This is a genomic window from Devosia polycyclovorans, from assembly GCF_042181575.1.
Lineage (GTDB): Bacteria > Pseudomonadota > Alphaproteobacteria > Rhizobiales > Devosiaceae > Devosia > Devosia polycyclovorans.
In genome coordinates this window covers 2,488,954-2,506,461 of record NZ_CP170082.1, presented here as the reverse complement: position 1 = coordinate 2,506,461, position 17,508 = coordinate 2,488,954, and the positions used below count along the sequence as shown (strand labels likewise).

Annotated in this window: 16 protein-coding genes; 14 read left to right on the top strand and 2 right to left on the bottom strand. The window is 61.1% G+C overall.

Features of this window, described 5'->3' with window-relative positions; all coding sequences use genetic code 11:
• Positions 1-3 precede the first annotated feature (3 nt).
• The 10 genes from nuoG to ACE4RL_RS12480 all read left to right on the top strand — a co-directional run bounded on the left by nuoG (position 4) and on the right by ACE4RL_RS12480 (position 12,482).
• A complete protein-coding gene (gene nuoG / locus ACE4RL_RS12525; RefSeq protein WP_375597465.1) occupies positions 4-2,106 on the top strand; it encodes an NADH-quinone oxidoreductase subunit NuoG in 2,103 nt (700 codons plus the stop codon).
• 9 nt (positions 2,107-2,115) lie between these two features.
• The gene (gene nuoH, locus ACE4RL_RS12520; protein ID WP_375597464.1) at positions 2,116-3,213 is read left to right on the top strand and encodes an NADH-quinone oxidoreductase subunit NuoH; all 1,098 of its coding nucleotides are present in this window, start codon (positions 2,116-2,118) and stop codon (positions 3,211-3,213) included.
• Positions 3,213-3,701, top strand: coding sequence for an NADH-quinone oxidoreductase subunit NuoI (gene nuoI, locus ACE4RL_RS12515; RefSeq protein ID WP_375597463.1), 489 nt, complete (start codon positions 3,213-3,215; stop codon positions 3,699-3,701). The genes nuoH and nuoI overlap by 1 nt, the downstream gene beginning before the upstream one ends.
• 11 nt (positions 3,702-3,712) lie before the next feature.
• Entirely contained in the window at positions 3,713-4,321 is a 609-nt protein-coding gene (locus tag ACE4RL_RS12510; RefSeq protein WP_375597462.1) for an NADH-quinone oxidoreductase subunit J, read from the top strand.
• A 15-nt stretch (positions 4,322-4,336) separates the two neighbouring features.
• The gene (gene nuoK, locus ACE4RL_RS12505) at positions 4,337-4,645 is read left to right on the top strand and encodes an NADH-quinone oxidoreductase subunit NuoK (protein ID WP_375600277.1); all 309 of its coding nucleotides are present in this window, start codon (positions 4,337-4,339) and stop codon (positions 4,643-4,645) included.
• 10 nt (positions 4,646-4,655) lie between these two features.
• On the top strand, positions 4,656-6,764 hold the full coding sequence (nuoL, locus tag ACE4RL_RS12500) for an NADH-quinone oxidoreductase subunit L (RefSeq protein ID WP_375597461.1): 2,109 nt from the start codon (positions 4,656-4,658) through the stop codon (positions 6,762-6,764).
• Positions 6,764-8,347 carry an NADH-quinone oxidoreductase subunit M gene (locus ACE4RL_RS12495; RefSeq protein WP_375597460.1) on the top strand — a complete coding sequence of 528 codons (1,584 nt, stop codon included), beginning with the start codon at positions 6,764-6,766 and terminating at the stop codon, positions 8,345-8,347. The genes nuoL and ACE4RL_RS12495 overlap by 1 nt, the downstream gene beginning before the upstream one ends.
• Before the next feature lie 9 nt (positions 8,348-8,356).
• Positions 8,357-9,802: an NADH-quinone oxidoreductase subunit NuoN gene (nuoN, locus tag ACE4RL_RS12490; RefSeq protein WP_375597459.1), complete on the top strand. Its 1,446-nt coding sequence runs from the start codon at positions 8,357-8,359 to the stop codon at positions 9,800-9,802.
• Positions 9,803-9,903: 101 nt separating this feature from the next.
• Positions 9,904-10,734, top strand: a complete 831-nt coding sequence (locus tag ACE4RL_RS12485) for a biotin--[acetyl-CoA-carboxylase] ligase (RefSeq protein ID WP_375597458.1) — start codon at positions 9,904-9,906, stop codon at positions 10,732-10,734.
• A 74-nt stretch (positions 10,735-10,808) separates the two neighbouring features.
• Entirely contained in the window at positions 10,809-12,482 is a 1,674-nt protein-coding gene (locus tag ACE4RL_RS12480; protein ID WP_375597457.1) for a ribonuclease J, read from the top strand.
• 7 nt (positions 12,483-12,489) lie between these two features.
• On the opposite strand, the gene ACE4RL_RS12475 is transcribed toward ACE4RL_RS12480, so the two are convergent.
• Positions 12,490-12,696, bottom strand: coding sequence for a hypothetical protein (locus tag ACE4RL_RS12475; protein WP_375597456.1), 207 nt, complete (start codon positions 12,694-12,696; stop codon positions 12,490-12,492).
• A 78-nt stretch (positions 12,697-12,774) separates the two neighbouring features.
• Here ACE4RL_RS12475 and ACE4RL_RS12470 point away from each other — a divergent pair, with 78 nt between their 5' ends.
• Positions 12,775-13,086, top strand: a complete 312-nt coding sequence (locus ACE4RL_RS12470) for a DUF1467 family protein (protein WP_375597455.1) — start codon at positions 12,775-12,777, stop codon at positions 13,084-13,086.
• 209 nt (positions 13,087-13,295) lie between these two features.
• Here the strand turns inward: ACE4RL_RS12470 and ACE4RL_RS12465 are convergent, their stop codons facing one another.
• Positions 13,296-13,610: an MmcQ/YjbR family DNA-binding protein gene (locus tag ACE4RL_RS12465; protein WP_375597454.1), complete on the bottom strand. Its 315-nt coding sequence runs from the start codon at positions 13,608-13,610 to the stop codon at positions 13,296-13,298.
• Between the two features lie 349 nt (positions 13,611-13,959).
• Here ACE4RL_RS12465 and proS point away from each other — a divergent pair, with 349 nt between their 5' ends.
• From proS to ACE4RL_RS12450, 3 genes are read left to right on the top strand one after another with little or no spacing between them, the layout of a single operon-like run.
• Complete coding sequence (proS, locus tag ACE4RL_RS12460; RefSeq protein ID WP_375597453.1) at positions 13,960-15,309, top strand: proline--tRNA ligase; 1,350 nt, start codon at positions 13,960-13,962, stop codon at positions 15,307-15,309.
• Positions 15,310-15,323: 14 nt separating this feature from the next.
• Entirely contained in the window at positions 15,324-16,679 is a 1,356-nt protein-coding gene (locus ACE4RL_RS12455; protein WP_375597452.1) for an ABC transporter permease, read from the top strand.
• On the top strand, positions 16,672-17,358 hold the full coding sequence (locus tag ACE4RL_RS12450; protein ID WP_375597451.1) for an ABC transporter ATP-binding protein: 687 nt from the start codon (positions 16,672-16,674) through the stop codon (positions 17,356-17,358). The genes ACE4RL_RS12455 and ACE4RL_RS12450 overlap by 8 nt, the downstream gene beginning before the upstream one ends.
• Positions 17,359-17,508 lie beyond the last annotated feature (150 nt).

Sequence of the window (17,508 nt, the reverse complement as noted above, 5' to 3'; positions counted from 1 at the left end):
ACCATGGCCAATATCAAAGTCGACGGGCAGCTTATCGAAGTCCCCGATCATTACACCCTGATGCAGGCCGCCGAGGCGGCAGGCGCGGAAATTCCGCGCTTCTGCTACCATGAGCGCCTGTCGGTCGCCGGCAATTGCCGCATGTGTCTGGTCGAGGTGAAGGGCGGCCCGCCAAAGCCGCAGGCCAGCTGCGCCATGTCGGTCAAGGATCTGCGTCCCGGCCCCAATGGCGAGCCGCCTGAAATGTTCACCAACACGCCCATGGTCAAGAAGGCCCGCGAAGGCGTGATGGAATTCCTGCTGATCAACCACCCGCTCGATTGCCCGATCTGCGATCAGGGCGGCGAGTGCGACCTGCAGGACCAGGCCATGGCCTATGGCGTCTCCGGCTCGCGCTTCTTCGAAAATAAGCGCGCCGTCGAAGACAAGTATATGGGCCCGCTCATCAAGACCTCGATGAACCGCTGCATTCACTGCACGCGTTGCGTCCGCTTTACCACCGAGGTTGCCGGCATTTCCGAGCTTGGCCTCTTGGGTCGCGGCGAAGACGCCGAGATCACTCCTTATCTCGAGCGCGCGCTGACCAGCGAGCTGCAGGGCAATGTCATCGACCTCTGCCCGGTCGGAGCGCTCACCTCCAAGCCATACGAATTCCACGCCCGTCCGTGGGAGCTGACCAAGACCGAATCCATCGACGTGATGGATGCGTTGGGTTCGGCCATCCGTGTCGACAGCCGCGGCCGCGAAGTCATGCGCGTCCTGCCGCGCATCAACGAGGCCATCAACGAGGAATGGATCTCGGACAAGACCCGCTTCATCTGGGACGGCCTCAAGAGCCAGCGCCTGGATCGCCCCTATGTCCGCAAGTCCGGCAAGCTCCAGCCCGCCACCTGGGACGAGGCGCTCGCCGCCGTCGCCACCAAGGTCAAGAAAGCTGGCAACAAGGTCGGCGCCATTGCCGGTGATCTCGCTGCTGTCGAGGAAATGTATGCCCTCAAGGGCCTGCTGGCCTCGATTGGCTCTGGCATGACGGACGTGCGTCCCGCCATGTCTGGCATCGACCCGTCCATGCCGCGCTCGGCCTATCTGTTTAACCCGACGATCGCCGGGATCGAGCAGGCCGATGCCGTCCTTATCATCGGGTCCAACCCGCGCAAGGAAGCGTCGCTGATCAATGCACGCATCCGTAAGACTTGGCGGGCCACCAATCTGCCCATCGCCGTCATCGGCGAGCAGGTTGATCTGACCTATTCATACGAGTATCTCGGTTCCGGCTTCGAAACACTGGCCGATCTGGCCGCCGGTAACGGTGCGTTTGCCGAAACCCTCAAGAACGCCAAGCGTCCCCTGATCATCGTTGGTGAAGGCGCTGTCTCGCATGCCGATCTCGGTAAGCAGGCTGGGCGTGACACCATCGCCCTCGCGTCCAAGCTGGCGACTGGCGAAAATGTTGAAGAGGGCTGGAACGGCTTTGCGCTGCTGCACAATGCGGCCAGCCGCGTTGGTGGCCTCGACATCGGTTTCGTGCCGCATGACGGCGGCGTTTGCTCTGCCGATCAGATCGCTCTGGCCGGCAAGGGTGAACTCGATGTTCTCTTCCTGCTTGGCGCCGACGAATATGACATGTCGGCCATGGGCAAGGCCGTTGTGGTCTATATCGGCTCGCATGGCGACAAGGGCGCGCATCGCGCCGACGTCATTCTCCCGGGCGCGACCTATACGGAAAAGTCTGGCACTTATGTGAACACCGAGGGTCGCGTGCAGGTCACAACCCGGGCCGTGTTCCCGCCGGGCGACGCCAAGGAAGACTGGGCGATCATCCGCGCACTCAGCGGTGCGATCGGCAAGCCGCTGCCGTACAACTCGCTAGCCCAGTTGCGCGCGGCGCTTTATGCGGAATTCCCGCACCTGGCCCGCATTGATGAGATCGCTGCAGGCTCGGTCGCTGACGTCGCCAAGCTTGCCAAGGCGGCCATCAAGACCAAATCGGCGCCGTTCACTTCGCCTGTGGCCGACTTCTATCTCAGCAATCCGATTGCCCGGGCCTCGGCCACCATGGCCGAATGCGCGCAGATGGCCGCTGGTTTGCGGCAGGCAGCGGAGTAGGGGAGCACAATGGACTTTATTCTCTTGGCCCTCGACTACCTGCTGGGCATCCCCTTCCTCGGTTGGGGCGAACACATCGGCTTTGTCTACAAGGCGCTCGCGCTTCTTGTTGGCCTGCTGATCTTCACGGCATTCATCCTGCTCGGTGACCGTAAGGTCTGGGCGGCCGTGCAAATGCGCCGCGGGCCCAATGTCGTCGGTCCCTTCGGTTTGTTGCAGTCGTTCGCCGATCTGCTCAAGTTCGTCCTCAAGGAAGCGATCATTCCTGCAGGCGCCGACAAGGTTCTGTTTCTTGCTGCTCCGCTGATCACCGCCACACTTGCGCTTGCCGGCTGGGTAGTGGTGCCTGTGGACAATGGTTGGGCCATGGCCGACATCAATGTCGGCATACTCTACCTGCTCGGCATTTCCTCGCTCGGTGTCTATGGCGTCATTATCGGCGGTTGGGCCTCGAACTCGAAATACCCCTTCTTCGGTGCCCTGCGCGCCGCTGCCCAGATGGTGTCCTACGAAGTTTCGATCGGCCTGGTAATCATCACTGTTCTGCTCTGCGTGGGGTCCCTGAACCTCAATGACATCGTCATCGCCCAGTCAGAGATGGGTCTGGCTCATGCTCTCGGTGTGCCGTGGCTGTCGTTCCTCAACTGGTTCTGGCTGCCGCTGTTCCCGATGTTCGTGGTGTTCTACATTTCGGCCCTGGCTGAGACCAACCGTCCGCCCTTCGACATGGTTGAAGGCGAATCCGAACTGGTGGCAGGCTTCATGACCGAATATTCGGCCACGCCTTACCTCCTGTTCATGCTGGGTGAGTACATCGCCATCCTGCTCATGTGCGCCATGACCACCATCCTGTTCCTGGGTGGTTGGGCCGCACCGATCGACCTGCCGCCCTTTACCTGGATTCCGGGCGTCATCTGGTTTTTCATCAAGGTAACTCTCGTCTTCTTCATGTTTGCCATGGCAAAGGCCATCGTGCCCCGCTATCGCTACGACCAGCTCATGCGGATCGGCTGGAAGCTGTTCCTGCCGCTTTCCCTGATCATGGTCGTGATTGTCGCTTTCGTTCTCCAGCTCACCGGCTGGGGCTGGCACGGGGGTATTGCCTGATGCGCGCCGGACAACTGATCAACAAGCTGCTCCTCACCGAATTCGTCACGGCCTTCTTCCTGGCCATGCGCTATTTCTTTGGGGCCAAGCCGACCGTGAACTACCCCTTCGAAAAGGGACCGGTTTCGCCGCGTTTCCGGGGTGAGCATGCCCTACGCCGCTATCCCAATGGGGAAGAGCGCTGCATTGCCTGCAAGCTGTGCGAAGCCATCTGCCCGGCTCAGGCCATCACAATCGAGGCTGGCCCGCGTCAGAACGACGGCACCCGCCGCACTGTGCGCTACGACATCGACATGGTGAAGTGCATCTATTGCGGTTTCTGCCAGGAAGCCTGCCCGGTGGACGCCATTGTCGAGGGTCCGAATTTCGAATTCGCAACAGAAACGCGCGAAGAGCTCTACTTCTCCAAGGAGAAGCTCCTCGCCAACGGTGACCGGTGGGAGCGTGAAATCGCTGCCAATCTGGCTGCCGATGCGCCTTATCGCTGAGAGGGAAGAGCATGACCCTTCCGCTGTTCTTCTTCTACGTCTTTGCCGCCATTACCGTGGCGTCGGCCTTCATGGTCATCTCGGCGCGCAATCCTGTGCATGCCGTGCTGTTCCTCATCCTGGCCTTCGTCAACGCTGCCGGTCTGTTCATGCTCGCCGGGGCCGAATTCCTCGCGCTGTTGTTGATCGTGGTCTATGTCGGCGCCGTGGCAGTGCTGTTCCTGTTCGTCGTGATGATGATCGACGTGGATTTCGCCGAAATGAAATCCGGGCTGCTTGCCTATGCGCCGATCGGCATGGTCGTGGGGGGCATACTGTTCCTTGAGCTTTTGCTGGTGGCCGGCAGCTTCGTCATCGCGCCCGACGTCGTCGGCGCAGGTGGCCTGCCAATCGATGCCACCATGGACAATACAAGGGCACTGGGGCTCGTGCTCTACACCCGCTACGTCTTCCTGTTCCAGGGTGCTGCCGCTGTGCTGCTGGTCGCCATGATCGGCGCCATCGTGCTGACGCTGCGGCACCGGACGGGCATCAAGCGGCAGAGCACTGCCTCGCAATTGGGCCGTCGGCCCAGCGAGACGGTTCGCAATGTCAAGGTCAAGAGCGGTCAGGGGCTATAGGGGGTTACTATGGGTCTGGAAATCGGGCTCGGTCATTACCTGACCGTAGCAGCAATCCTGTTCACGCTCGGCGTGTTCGGCATTTTCATCAACCGCAAGAACATCATCGTCATCCTGATGTCGGTGGAGCTCATCCTTCTGGCGGTGAACCTCAACCTGGTGGCTTTCAGTGCGCATCTGCAGGATCTGCAGGGTCAGGTCTTTGCGCTGATGATCCTTACCGTGGCTGCCGCCGAGGCCGCTATTGGTCTGGCGATCCTCGTTATCTTCTACCGCAACCGTGGCTCCATCGCGGTTGAAGACGTCAATTTGATGAAGGGCTAAGAGCACCGCTATGATCATTCAGGCGATTGTTTTCCTGCCTCTCATCGGGGCGTTGGTAGCCGGCCTTCTGGGCCGCCAGATTGGCCATCGGCCATCCGAGTTCATCACCACCGGCCTGCTGCTGATCGCAGCCGTGCTGAGCTGGGTCGTGTTCATCCCTGTCGCCTTTGGTGACGGTCTGGTCGGTGCCGTAGGCGACGGTCATGCAGCCGTGGTCAAGGTCGAGGTGATGCGTTGGATCCAGGTCGGCGACATGGATCTGCGCTGGATCCTGCGTGTCGACACGCTGACCGCCATCATGCTGGTCGTGGTCAATACGGTGTCCGCGCTCGTTCACGTCTATTCCATCGGTTACATGGAAGAAGATCCGCATCGCTCGCGCTTCTTTGCCTATCTCTCGCTCTTCACTTTCGCCATGCTCATGCTGGTGACCGCCGACAACTTCCTGCAGATGTTCTTCGGCTGGGAAGGCGTGGGTCTGGCCTCCTATCTGCTGATCGGCTTCTGGTACACCAAGCCCTCCGCTACGGCGGCAGCGATGAAGGCGTTCATCGTCAACCGGGTGGGTGACTTCGGCTTTGCCCTGGGTATCTTCGGCGCCTTCCTGGTGCTGGGCCATATCGACTTCGACGGCGCCTTCCACGCTGCTGACGAGTTCGCGGCCACCGGCCTGCCGGTGATCCAGTTCCTCGGCTGGCAGCTCGATGCCATGACGGTTATCTGCCTGCTGCTGTTCATGGGCGCGATGGGCAAGTCGGCGCAGTTCCTGCTGCACACCTGGCTGCCGGACGCCATGGAAGGCCCGACCCCGGTGTCGGCGCTCATCCATGCCGCCACCATGGTGACGGCCGGCGTCTTCATGGTTGCGCGTCTTTCGCCGCTGTTCGAAACCTCACCCTTCGCGCTGACGGTCGTCATTGTCATCGGCGCCATCACCGCCTTCTTCGCGGCGACGGTGGGCCTCGTGCAGAACGACATCAAGCGCGTCATCGCCTATTCGACCTGTTCCCAGCTCGGCTACATGTTCGTGGCGCTCGGGGTAGGGGCCTATTCGGCTGGTATCTTCCACCTGTTCACTCACGCCTTCTTCAAGGCACTGCTGTTCCTCGGTGCAGGCTCGGTCATCCATGCCATGCACCATGAACAGGACATGCGGAACATGGGTGGTTTGCGTAAGAAGATCCCCATCACCTACGCGATGATGATGATCGGCACGCTGGCCCTGACCGGCGTCGGCATCCCGGGCACCAGTTTCGGCTTTGCCGGTTTCTTCTCCAAGGACGCCATCATCGAAAGCGCCTATGCCTTTGGCGGCAATGTCGGCTCCTTCGCCTTCTGGCTGCTGGTCGTGGCCGCGCTGTTTACCAGCTTCTATTCCTGGCGCCTGGTGCACCTGACTTTCCACGGCTCGCCGCGTGATGCCCAGCATCATGGCGAAGGTCCGCATCCGGATCCGGCGCATGCGGCCTTGGAAAGCCATGACGAGCCGATCGACGACAGCAATGCCGACGATCACGGCGATCATGGCCACCACGGCTCCGCCTATGACCATGCCCACGAGTCGCCCAATGTCATGCTGGTGCCGCTCTATGTGCTGGCCGTTGGAGCGGTGCTTGCCGGCGTCGTGTTCTACGGCATGTTCTTCCACGAGGTGGAGCATATCGAGCACTTTTTCGCCGGATCGATCTATGTCGACCACCAGATCATTGACGACGCCCATCACGTCCCGACCTGGGTCAAGTGGAGCGCCACCATCGCCATGATCATCGGTTTCGTCTCGGCTTGGTATATGTATATCCGCCGCCCGGACGTGCCGGTCAGGCTCGCCGCGACCAATCCGGGGCTCTACAAGTTCTTGCTCAACAAGTGGTACTTCGACGAGCTCTACAACACGGTCTTCGTCAAGCCTGCGCTCTGGATCGGCAATGCGGTCTGGAAGGGCTTTGATGACTGGCTGGTCGACGGCAAGATTGCCGAGGGCCTTGGCCGTCGCGTCCAGAACGTCACGAGCTGGGTCGTCAAGCTCCAGTCCGGCTATCTCTATCACTATGCCTTCGCCATGCTCATCGGCATCGCGGCGCTGTTGACCTGGGCCATCGCGGCCGGGGGACTGATCTGATGACCTTTGAGAACTCCATCCTCACACTCCTGACCTGGCTGCCGGTTCTCGGCGCAGCGATCCTGCTGTTCACGCCGAAGACCGCGCTGAATGCCATCCGCTGGATCGCACTGGCCACCACTCTTGTTGTCTTCGTGCTTTCCCTGGCCCTCTGGCAGGCGTTCGACGCCTCCAGCGCCGGCTTCCAGTTCGTGGTCAACATGGCCTGGATCGGTGACTCGATCGGCTACCGCGTAGGCGTCGACGGCATTTCGGTACTCTTTGTCGTGCTGACCGCGCTGCTGATGCCCGCCGCCGTTCTGGCGAGCTGGGACGTCGAGATGCGCGTCAAGGAATACATGATCGTGTTCCTGGTGCTCGAAACGCTGATGATCGGCGTTTTCACCACGCTCGACCTGGCCATGTTCTATGTCTTCTTCGAAGGCACCCTGCTGCCGATGTTCCTCATCATCGGCATCTGGGGCGGCGCACAGCGCATTCAGGCGGCCTACAAGTTCTTCTTCTACACCTTCATCGGCTCGGTGCTGATGCTGCTCGCCATGATGGGCATGTATTGGGACGCTGGCACCACCGACATCATCCGCCTGCTGGGCCATGATTTCCCGGTCGGCATGCAGACCTGGCTGTGGCTCGCCTTCTTTGCCTCGCTGGCCGTGAAGATGCCGATGTGGCCCTTCCACCGCTGGCTGCCCGAAGCGCACGTGCAGGCCCCGACCGCCGGTTCGGTCATCCTGGCCGCGATCCTCCTGAAGCTCGGCGGCTACGGCTTCCTGCGCTTTTCTCTGCCCATGTTCCCCGATGCTTCGGCCCAGTTCGCCAACTTCGTCTTCCTGCTCTCGGTCGCTGCCATCATCCTGACCTCGCTGGTCGCCCTGGTGCAGACCGACATCAAGAAGCTGATCGCCTATTCGTCGGTGGCCCACATGGGTTTCGTGACCATGGGTATCTTTGCCGGCAATGCCTTGGGTATCCAGGGCGCCATGTTCCAGATGATCAGCCACGGCATCGTGTCCGGCGCGCTCTTCCTCTGTGTTGGCGTCATCTATGACCGGATGCACACCCGCGAGATTTCCGCCTATGGCGGTCTCGTCGAGCGCATGCCGCAATATGCCTTTGCCTTCATGGTCTTCACCATGGCCAATGTCGGTTTGCCGGGCACCTCGGGTTTCGTCGGTGAGTTCCTCACCATGATCGGCGTTTTCCAGGTCAATACCTGGGTCGCCTTTGGCGCCGCCTTCGGCGTCATCTTCTCGGCTGGCTATGCCCTCTGGCTTTATCGCCGGGTGGTCTTTGGTGCGCTCACCAAGGATAGTTTGAAGGGCATCCTTGACCTCAATCTGCGCGAAAAAGTGGTGCTCTATCCGCTGATCGTGCTGACCGTGGTCTTCGGCTTCTATCCGGCCCCGATCCTCGACACGACCGCAGCCGCGGTCGACAATCTGGTCGCACAGTATTCGGCTGCCAACGGCCTCGATCCGGCCGTGGCCCTGGCCGATGAACGCGCCCCCCTTGAATATGTCGCGCCTGTCGAAGGCGCGGCCCAGCCGGCCGACGACCATGCGGCCGAGCCCGCTGCGCATTAGGAGCCTCAAGTGAACTCTGACGTTACCGATTTCGCGAGCCTGGCTCCTGCCTATCCCGAAGTGCTGATGGCTCTGGGCATTCTTGTCCTGCTGTTGGTCGGCGTGGTGGTCAATAAGGAGCGGTCGGCGCTCGTGTCCTGGCTTGCCGTGGGCCTGCTGGCCGCAACCGGCCTGCTGGTCATGCTCCAGCCGGCAGATGGCGTGGTCTTCAATGGCCTCTTTATTGCCGACAGCTTTGGCCGCTTCATGAAGGTTCTGGTCATCGGCGGCGCCGGTATGGCCCTGATCCTGGGCATGTCCAATGCCGAAGAGAACGGCGTTCACAAATACGAATATTCCGTGCTGGCACTGCTCGCCACCTTGGGTATGATGGTCATGGTTTCCGCCAATGACCTGATGAGCCTCTATGTCGGCCTCGAGCTCCAGTCCCTTTCGCTCTACGTCATGGCCGCCATCAAGCGCGATGACGCGCGCGCTTCGGAAGCGGGCCTCAAATATTTCGTGCTGGGCGCTCTCTCCTCGGGCCTGCTGCTCTATGGCGCTTCCCTGATTTATGGCTTTACCGGCCATACCAATCTTGAGGAAATCGTCATCGCTATCGCCAATGAAGGCCGCTCCGTCGGCCTGATCTTCGGCGTTGTCTTCCTGCTCGCAGGTGTTGCCTTCAAGATTTCGGCCGTGCCGTTCCACATGTGGACGCCCGACGTCTATGAGGGCGCACCGACCCCGGTTACCGCGTTCTTTGCCATGGCGCCCAAGGTGGCGGCGATGACGCTGATGATCCGTCTGGTCATGGATACCTTTGCGCCGATCACGTCGGACTGGCAGCAGATCGTCATCTTCCTTTCGATTGCCTCCATGGTCCTGGCGGCCTTTGCCGCCATCGGGCAGCAGTCGCTCAAACGCCTGATCGCCTACTCGTCGATCGGGCATGTGGGGTTTGCCCTGGTGGGCTTGTCATCGGGCACCCAGGTCGGGGTAGAAGGCGTCGCCATCTACATGGCGATCTACGTGGCCATGACTGTCGGCCTGTTTGCCTGCCTGCTCTCGTTCCGCACCGACACCGGTTATGTCGAGACCATCGACGAATTGGCAGGCGCCGCCCAGACCCGGCCTTTCGTGGCTGCCATCATGGCCATCCTGATGTTCTCGCTGATCGGCCTGCCGCCGCTTGCCGGTTTCTTTGCCAAGTGGCACGTCTTCCTCGCCGCCATCGAAGCCAATCTCTACGTGCTTTCGGTGATCGGCGTGCTCGCTTCGGCCGTCAGCGCCTTCTACTATCTGCGCGTGGTCAAGGTGATGTTCTTCGATGCGCCGATCAAGCAGTTTGCGGCCGTTCCGGGCGAGCTCAACATCATCATGGGCGCCTCCGGGTTTCTGATCGTCACCTATTATTTCACGGTCGGCAGCCCGCTGGCATCCTTGGCCCATACGGCTGCGGGAAGTCTGTTCTAGTGCATCGGCCCGGACAGTGGTCGCCGGTTGTCGGTCAGCCGATGCGCCAGACGAAACCTGGATCACATGGGACATGCCCATCGCGGCATGAGGTGATCTAGGTGGCTGACTTCCGACTGGGTCAAAAGGCCCGCGACGCTGGATACCGGCTGGCGGGCTTTGACTCCATTGGCTCAACCAATAGCGAGGCTCTTTCGGCTGCCGCAGCGGGCGATCCGGGTGGCTTCTGGTTTGCATCCTTGCAGCAGACAGCCGGCCGCGGCCGGCGGGGCAGGGAGTGGCATAGTCCTGCCGGCAATCTGGCAGCGAGCCTGCTTGTGGTCCCAGACGCTTCGCCCGATACTATCGCCACACTTGGTTTCGTTGCCGGTATTGCCCTTGGTGCTGGCCTGTCGAGTGTCCTGCCCAAGGGCATGATCCGCATCGGTATTGATGGGGCGGACGGGGCCGATGGGCACTCGCGCATTGCGCTGAAATGGCCTAATGACGTGCTGGCCGATGGCGCCAAGCTGGCTGGTATCCTGTTGGAAGCTGCAAAAACCCCGGATGGGCGGCAAGCCATCATCATCGGCATCGGCGTCAACGTGGTTGCCGCGCCGCAGGGCGTGCCCTATCCAGCGACCTCGCTCAAGGATCTTGGTGTTGAGCGGAGTGCCGAGGACGTCTTCGAAGCGCTTTCTGACGCCTGGGTAGATGCGTTCAGGCTGTGGAATGACGGTCAGGGCGTGGCTGCAGTTCTCAAGCTCTGGCGCGGTTCAGCAGCGGGGATCGGGGCGCCGGTCGCCATCACCCAGGATGGGGTCGTGCGCCGCGGCATCTTTGAAACCATCGACTCCTCGGGTCGGTTGATTATCCGCGACGACGAGGGCGCGCGGCATCCGATCACGGCGGGCGATGTGCATTTTGGGGCAACGGCCAGCGCCCGAAGCTGACCACAACAAAAGGGCAGGGGCGACCGGCGACCATAGATCGTTCGGCGCATGCCCAGATAAGGAATAAGATACCCATGGCTAAGAACCAAAGGGATGAACTCGTCTTCGTGCCGCTCGGCGGCGTTGGCGAAATCGGCATGAACATGGCGGCCTACGGCTTTGGTCCGGCCCATCGCCGCAAATGGATCGTGGTCGATTGTGGCGTCAGTTTCGGCGGTCCGGAACTGCCGGGCATCGAGCTCATCATGGCCAATCCAGAGTTCCTTGAGGAGAATGCCGACGACGTCCTGGCCCTTGTCCTCACCCACAGCCACGAAGATCACTATGGCGCGGTCCTCGATCTCTGGCCGGTCTTCGACAAGCCCGTCTACGCCACGCCCTTCACCGCCGCCATGCTGGCGGCCAAGCGGGCAGGCGACGGCATTGTTGAAAATGTCGATGTTACCATCATGCAGCCGGGCAAGCCGTTCGAAGTCGGCCCCTTCACCATTGAGCCAATCAATGTGGCGCACTCGATCCCGGAATCGAACGCCATCCTGATCACCACGCCGATTGGTCGCGCCCTGCACACCGGTGACTGGAAGCTCGATCCGACCCCGGTTATCAGCGCACCAACCAATTTTGATCGCCTCAAGAAGATCGGCGAGGACACCTCCTCACCGCTGGCTTTGATCTGCGACTCCACCAACGCAACCAAGGAAGGCGAAAGCCCAAGCGAACAGGAAGTCGGCGACAATCTCGCCAAGCTGATCGCCGATGCACCGCACCGCGTCGCCGTCACGACCTTTGCCTCGAATGTCGGACGCGTGGTGTCCATCGTTCGTGCCGCCCACAAGGCCGGTCGTGAGGTGGTTCTTTCCGGTCGCTCGTTGCATCGCATCATGGGCATTGCCCGCGAGCTGGGCATGCTCGAAGGCCTGCCGACTTTGCACGACCAGGATGCCTTCAAGTCCATCCCGCGCGACAAGTGCGTGCTGATCTGCACCGGCAGCCAGGGCGAGGCCCGCGCGGCCATTGCCCGTATCGCCCGTGGTGACCACCCGGTGATCGACCTCAATGCCGGCGATCGCATGATCTTTTCGTCCTGGGCCATCCCGGGCAACGAGCGCGAAGTCATCGACATTCAGAACCTGCTGATCGACAAGGGTGTCGAACTCATCACCGCCAATGACGCCCTTGTCCACGTGACCGGCCACCCCCGGCGCGGCGAGTTGCAGAAGCTCTACTCCTGGGTCAAGCCCGAAGTGCTGGTGCCGGTTCATGGCGAGTCCGTGCATTTGCAGGCCCATGCCAAGCTGGGCCGGGAAGAGGGCATTCCCAATGTCTGTGAAGCTCGCAATGGCGATATGGTCCGGCTCTTCCCCGAGCCTATGGCCTACCCGGCCGAAGTGCGCACCGGCGAACTCTATCTCGATGGTCTGGTGCTCTGCACCCCCGAGGAAAGCGGCGTAAAGGGCCGCCGCCGCCTGTCCTTTGGCGGCATGGTCATCGTCAGCCTCTGCGTCAATGGCGGTGGTCAGGTTGTCTCTGGCCCCGATCTGGTCGTCGAGGGCCTGCCCGAAACCGACGATGAATCGGTTACCGACCTCATCGAAGACACCATCACCGGCGTCATCAAGTCGATGCCCGCCAAGCGCCGCAGCGACACTGAAGTGCTCAACTCAGCGCTGTTCAAGGCCATCCGCAACGAGGTCAACGCCTTCTGGGGCCGCAAGCCCAACGTCTCGGTCTTTGTGCATCGGGTTTAGTCCGCCGCTACTCCAGAGGAATAGCCGCATCGTGTGCCGGCTCAATTCGGTATTCGCTGCTCAGGCTGGTTTCCGCCAGAGCAGCGAATACCGCCTCATCTTCTGAGGCGTAGTGACCGCTGGCTTGTCCCGAAACCGTATCGACGACAGTCCAGCCGTCTGGGCCTTGTTGGTGAATGAAGCGAAAGATGTAGCGTTCGGAGGGCGGGCTCATGCCGCACTAACGGAGGTCACGCCCAATGTGTTTCGCCGCTGTCTCGTGCGCTGATTATTCGTGGTTTCCAAAATCTCAATGGTCCCCGCGACACCGCGCCGCTTCCCACCGTTCCCATTTCCGCGCTACACCGGCCCCATGCAAATCGGATCGATCATCGCCGTCTATTTCGTTGTCTGGTGGCTCACCTTCGTGGCGGTCCTGCCCATTGGCAGCCACAGCCATCACGAGACCGGCGCAGAGGTCGTCGCCGGCTCCGATCCGGGCGCGCCCGTTGCCCCCCGCCTGATCACCAAAGGCCTGATCACGACAGTTCTCGCCGCGCTCTTCACGGCCCTGCTGTTCTGGGGCCTCAGCAATGAGACCCTCCAGGCCTACTGGAACCGCTGAGGGGCTTGGCCTCTTTGGGTATCTGAAGAGCAAGAGCGGCGACCGCCGCTCAATTCGTCTTGCCCTGGGCGAGAACTTGACGCGCAGCGCCGGATGAGCAGTTTCGGACTGACCCCTAGGGGAAATCGATCTATCGGAGGGTTGCCGGAGACCAGTCCGTTTCCGCTGCTGCGATAATGTCCGGGTTCAAGTGCGTGAGTTCTGCGGACCTACTTCTTGGCCACCGCATGAACATGCGCCATTCTGAGCGCCGACTCGACATCTGCCTCGCCGGCCGCACGCAGCCGCATCGTCGTCCAACCCTGCCGCCCCCAGCCATCGTCGATCGCTTGGAAGATTTCCGGCGCGACCATGCACTTGAGCTCCTGCTCATCCGGTGTGAATTTGAGATTGGCGCTGAGCCCATCGGCGGCCAGGGTCGCAAAAATGCGCTTCACCTTGAATGCCGTGCGGTCAAAGTGCGGCGCGGACACGGCGCCGGGCAAGTTCAGCGCAATTCGCGAAAATGTCACGGAATCTGTCATAAAGGTGCGTCCTCAAACAAAAAAGCAGGGCACGAGGGCCCTGCTTGAATGAGTTTGTTCGACAATACGTTGGTCTTAGGCGCGCTACGAAGCGGCTGCCAACGCTCCTCCCTTGACGTTGTCGACGTCCGGCGGTTTGGGCCACCTTTGTTTTATTGGGGCGGACCCTAACAACAGAAAATCGCTCTGCCAAGTAGATTCTGCATAGCTTGCATGCTTGCATCGAATGGACGGTTGCGATTTGAGTGTGCATCAACAAATCCTGCGAGTCGACCTGAGCATGTCCCGGAAAAATGGTCGCCGGTTTTCCGACAAGGGCATGCTAAAAAGAACATCAGTCGGAGTTCCCATGCGCTTTTCCCGCTATTTTATGCCGGTGCTTCGTGATGTGCCAAAGGAAGCCGAGATCGTCTCGCACCGCCTGATGTTGCGCGCCGGCATGATCCGTCAGCAGGCCTCCGGCCTCTATTCCTGGCTGCCCATGGGCTACAAAGTCCTTATGAAGGTGCAAAAGATCATCGAGGAGGAGCAGAACCGCTCCGGCGCAGTGCAATTGCTCATGCCCACCATCCAGTCCGCCGATCTCTGGCGCGAATCGGGCCGCTACGAAGCCTATGGCAAGGAGATGCTGCGCATCGAAGATCGGCACGAGCGCGAATTCCTCTATGGTCCCACCAATGAGGAGATGATCACCGACATCTTCCGCAGCTATGTGAAGTCCTACAAGGACCTGCCGCTGAACCTATACCATATCCAGTGGAAGTTCCGTGACGAGGTGCGTCCCCGCTTCGGTACCATGCGCAGCCGCGAATTCCTGATGAAGGATGCCTATAGCTTCGATCTTACCAAGGAAGACGCGGTCAAGGCCTATGAGCGCATGTTCGTGGCCTATCTGCGCACCTATGCCCGCATGGGCCTGACCGCCATTCCGATGCGCGCCGATACCGGCCCCATTGGCGGCGACCTCAGCCACGAATGGATCATCCTGGCCGAAACCGGCGAGAGCCAGGTTTTCTGTCACCGCGACTTGCTAGATAAACCCATTCCCGGCCAGGACACCGATTTCATGGGCGACCTCACGCCCATCTTCAATGACTGGACCTCGCTCTACGCCGCTACCGAGGAGATGGTCGACGAGGCCGAATACGAAGCCGCAGTGCCCGAAGACAAGCGCGTCTCCGCTCGCGGTATCGAGGTCGGCCACATCTTCTATTTCGGCACCAAATATTCCGAACCGATGAAGGCTAGCGTCACTGGTCAGGACGGCAAGGAAACCATCGTGCATATGGGCTCCTACGGCATTGGCCTGACCCGCGTCGTACCCGCCATCATCGAAGCCAGCCACGACGAAAACGGTATTGTCTGGCCGGTCTCGGTTGCCCCCTTCGAGGCGGTTTTGATCAATCTCAAGGCCGGCGATGCCGACACCGATGCTGCATGCGACAAGCTCTATGCCGAACTCACAGCGGCCGGCCTCGACATGCTCTATGATGATCGCGACCAGCCCGCCGGCTCCAAATTCGCCACCGCCGACCTGGTCGGCATACCCTATCAGCTGATCCTCGGTCCGCGCGGCCTTAAATCGGGCGAAGTCGAAATCAAGCATCGCAAGACCGGCGAGCGCGAAACGCTGCCGCTCACCGAGGCGGTCGCCCGTCTCAAGGGCTTGATCGAACCGCAGCGGATGACCGACATTTGACCGACAGTGCGCCAATGCCGAGGGGAGGCCGGGCCACCCGGCCATTCGCCCGTTTCGAATGGCTGATTGCCGGACGCTATCTGCGCGCCCGTCGCAAGGAAGCCTTCATCTCGGTCATTGCCAGCCTCACCATGGTTGGTGTTGCAATTGGCGTGGCGACACTCATCGTCGTCATGTCGGTCATGAACGGTTTTCGCGGCGAGCTGCTCGACAAGATCCTGGGCCTCAACGGTCACTTCACTGCCCATCCAATCGAAAGCCAGTTCACCGACTACAAGGAAACCGTAGCGGCATTGGAACAGGTCGATGGCGTCAGCTTCGCCGTCTATTTCGTTGAAGGCCAGGTACTCGCGTCCGGCCGCGGCTCATCCACCGGCGTCTCCGTACGCGGCATGGATGAGGAGAATCTCAAAAAGCTCGATCTGCTGTACACTTCGGCAGAGCAGGGCGGTTTCGATCAGTGGGATGGCAGCAGGGGCGTCGCCATCGGCTATCGTCTGGCCCAGACGCTTGGCGTCGGAATTGGCGATCAGGTGCAGATTATCAATCCCGATGGCGCCATGACGCCATTCGGCTCCACCCCCCAGATCCGCTCCTACCCGGTCAATGCCATCTACAATCTGGGCATGGTCGAGTTCGACAGTTTCTTCATGTATATGCCGCTTGAAGCCGCGCAGGATTATTTCCGCATGGTCGACGAGGTTTTGAAGCCCGGCATGGGTCCACTTGATCCGCTCGCCAGCGACGAGGAAATTGACGCCGCTTATGATCGCGTCCCGCGCGCGACCGCGGTCGAAGTTTTCATCGACGATCCCGATGAAGTGGCCTTGATGCGTCAGCGCCTGCAATCGGCGCCCGGCGTGCGCCCGCTGGTCCTGACCGACTGGCAGCAACGCAACGAAACCTTCTTCTCGGCCCTGCAGGTCGAACGGGTGGTGATGTTCACCATCCTGTCCATGATCATTCTCGTGGCTGCCTTCAACATCATCTCGAGCCTCATCATGCTGGTGAAGGATAAGGGCGCCGATATCGCCGTCCTGCGGACCATGGGCGCCACGCGCGGCTCCATCATGCGCATCTTCTCCATCACGGGCACCGCCATTGGCGTCATCGGCACTCTGGTCGGAATGGTGCTTGGCCTGATCGTTGCCGCCAATGCCGAGGCCTTGCGCGCCTCGATCTCCAATTTGCTTGGGGTGACGCTGTTCCCGCCAGAGGTCTTCTTCCTCTCCTCCCTCCCCAGCCGCACCGACCCAACCGAAGTCACTGTGGTCGTCTGCATGGCCTTGGGCCTGAGTTTTCTCGCCACCCTTTATCCGGCTTGGCGCGCTGCGCAATACGATCCGGTCGAGGCCCTGCGCTATGAATAAGCCGCATCTCAAGCTCTCTGGCGTCCATCGCCACTATGGCGAGGGCGAGCGCCTGGTGCGTGTGCTCGAGGCCGCCGACCTCACAGTGGAGAGCGGCGAACTGGTTGCTCTTGTTGCGCCATCGGGGGCCGGCAAGTCCACGCTGCTGCACCTGTGCGGTCTGCTCGAATCCCCCCAGGACGGCGAGATCGAGATCATCGGTCAGCCCACCAGCCGGCTCGGCGATCGCGCCCGCACCCAATTGCGCCGCTCCACCGTCGGCTATGTCTACCAGTTCCACCACCTGCTGCCCGAGTTCACGGCGCTCGAAAACGTCGTCATGCCCCAGCTGATCGCCGGACACGACCAGAAGCAGGCTGAGGGCAGGGCCATGGAATTGCTCGATTTGCTGGGCGTGGCGCCCCGGGCGTCCCATCGCCCCGCCGAACTGTCCGGTGGCGAGCAGCAGCGCATCGCCATTGCCCGCGCCGCCGCCAATCATCCCCGCGTCATCCTGGCCGATGAGCCGACCGGCAATCTCGATCCGGAAACCAGCGATCTGGTCTTCGAAGCCCTCAAGGACCTGATCAAGAACGAAGGCGCCGCCGCACTGATCGCCACCCACAATCACGACCTCGCCCGCCGCGCCGACCGAATCGTCACGCTCAAGGGCGGCCTGGTGGTGCCTCACACGCTTTGAGCCGTCCCGGAGGGCTGGGCGCACCGGTGGCGCGGCCGTTCGCATATTTCCACCCCCGCCAGACGTCACTCTCGGGCCTAAGCATCTAAATAAGTAATCCCTGCCCCGAATTCCTCCCTCATACTCCTCCCATCCTCGCCACACACGCGG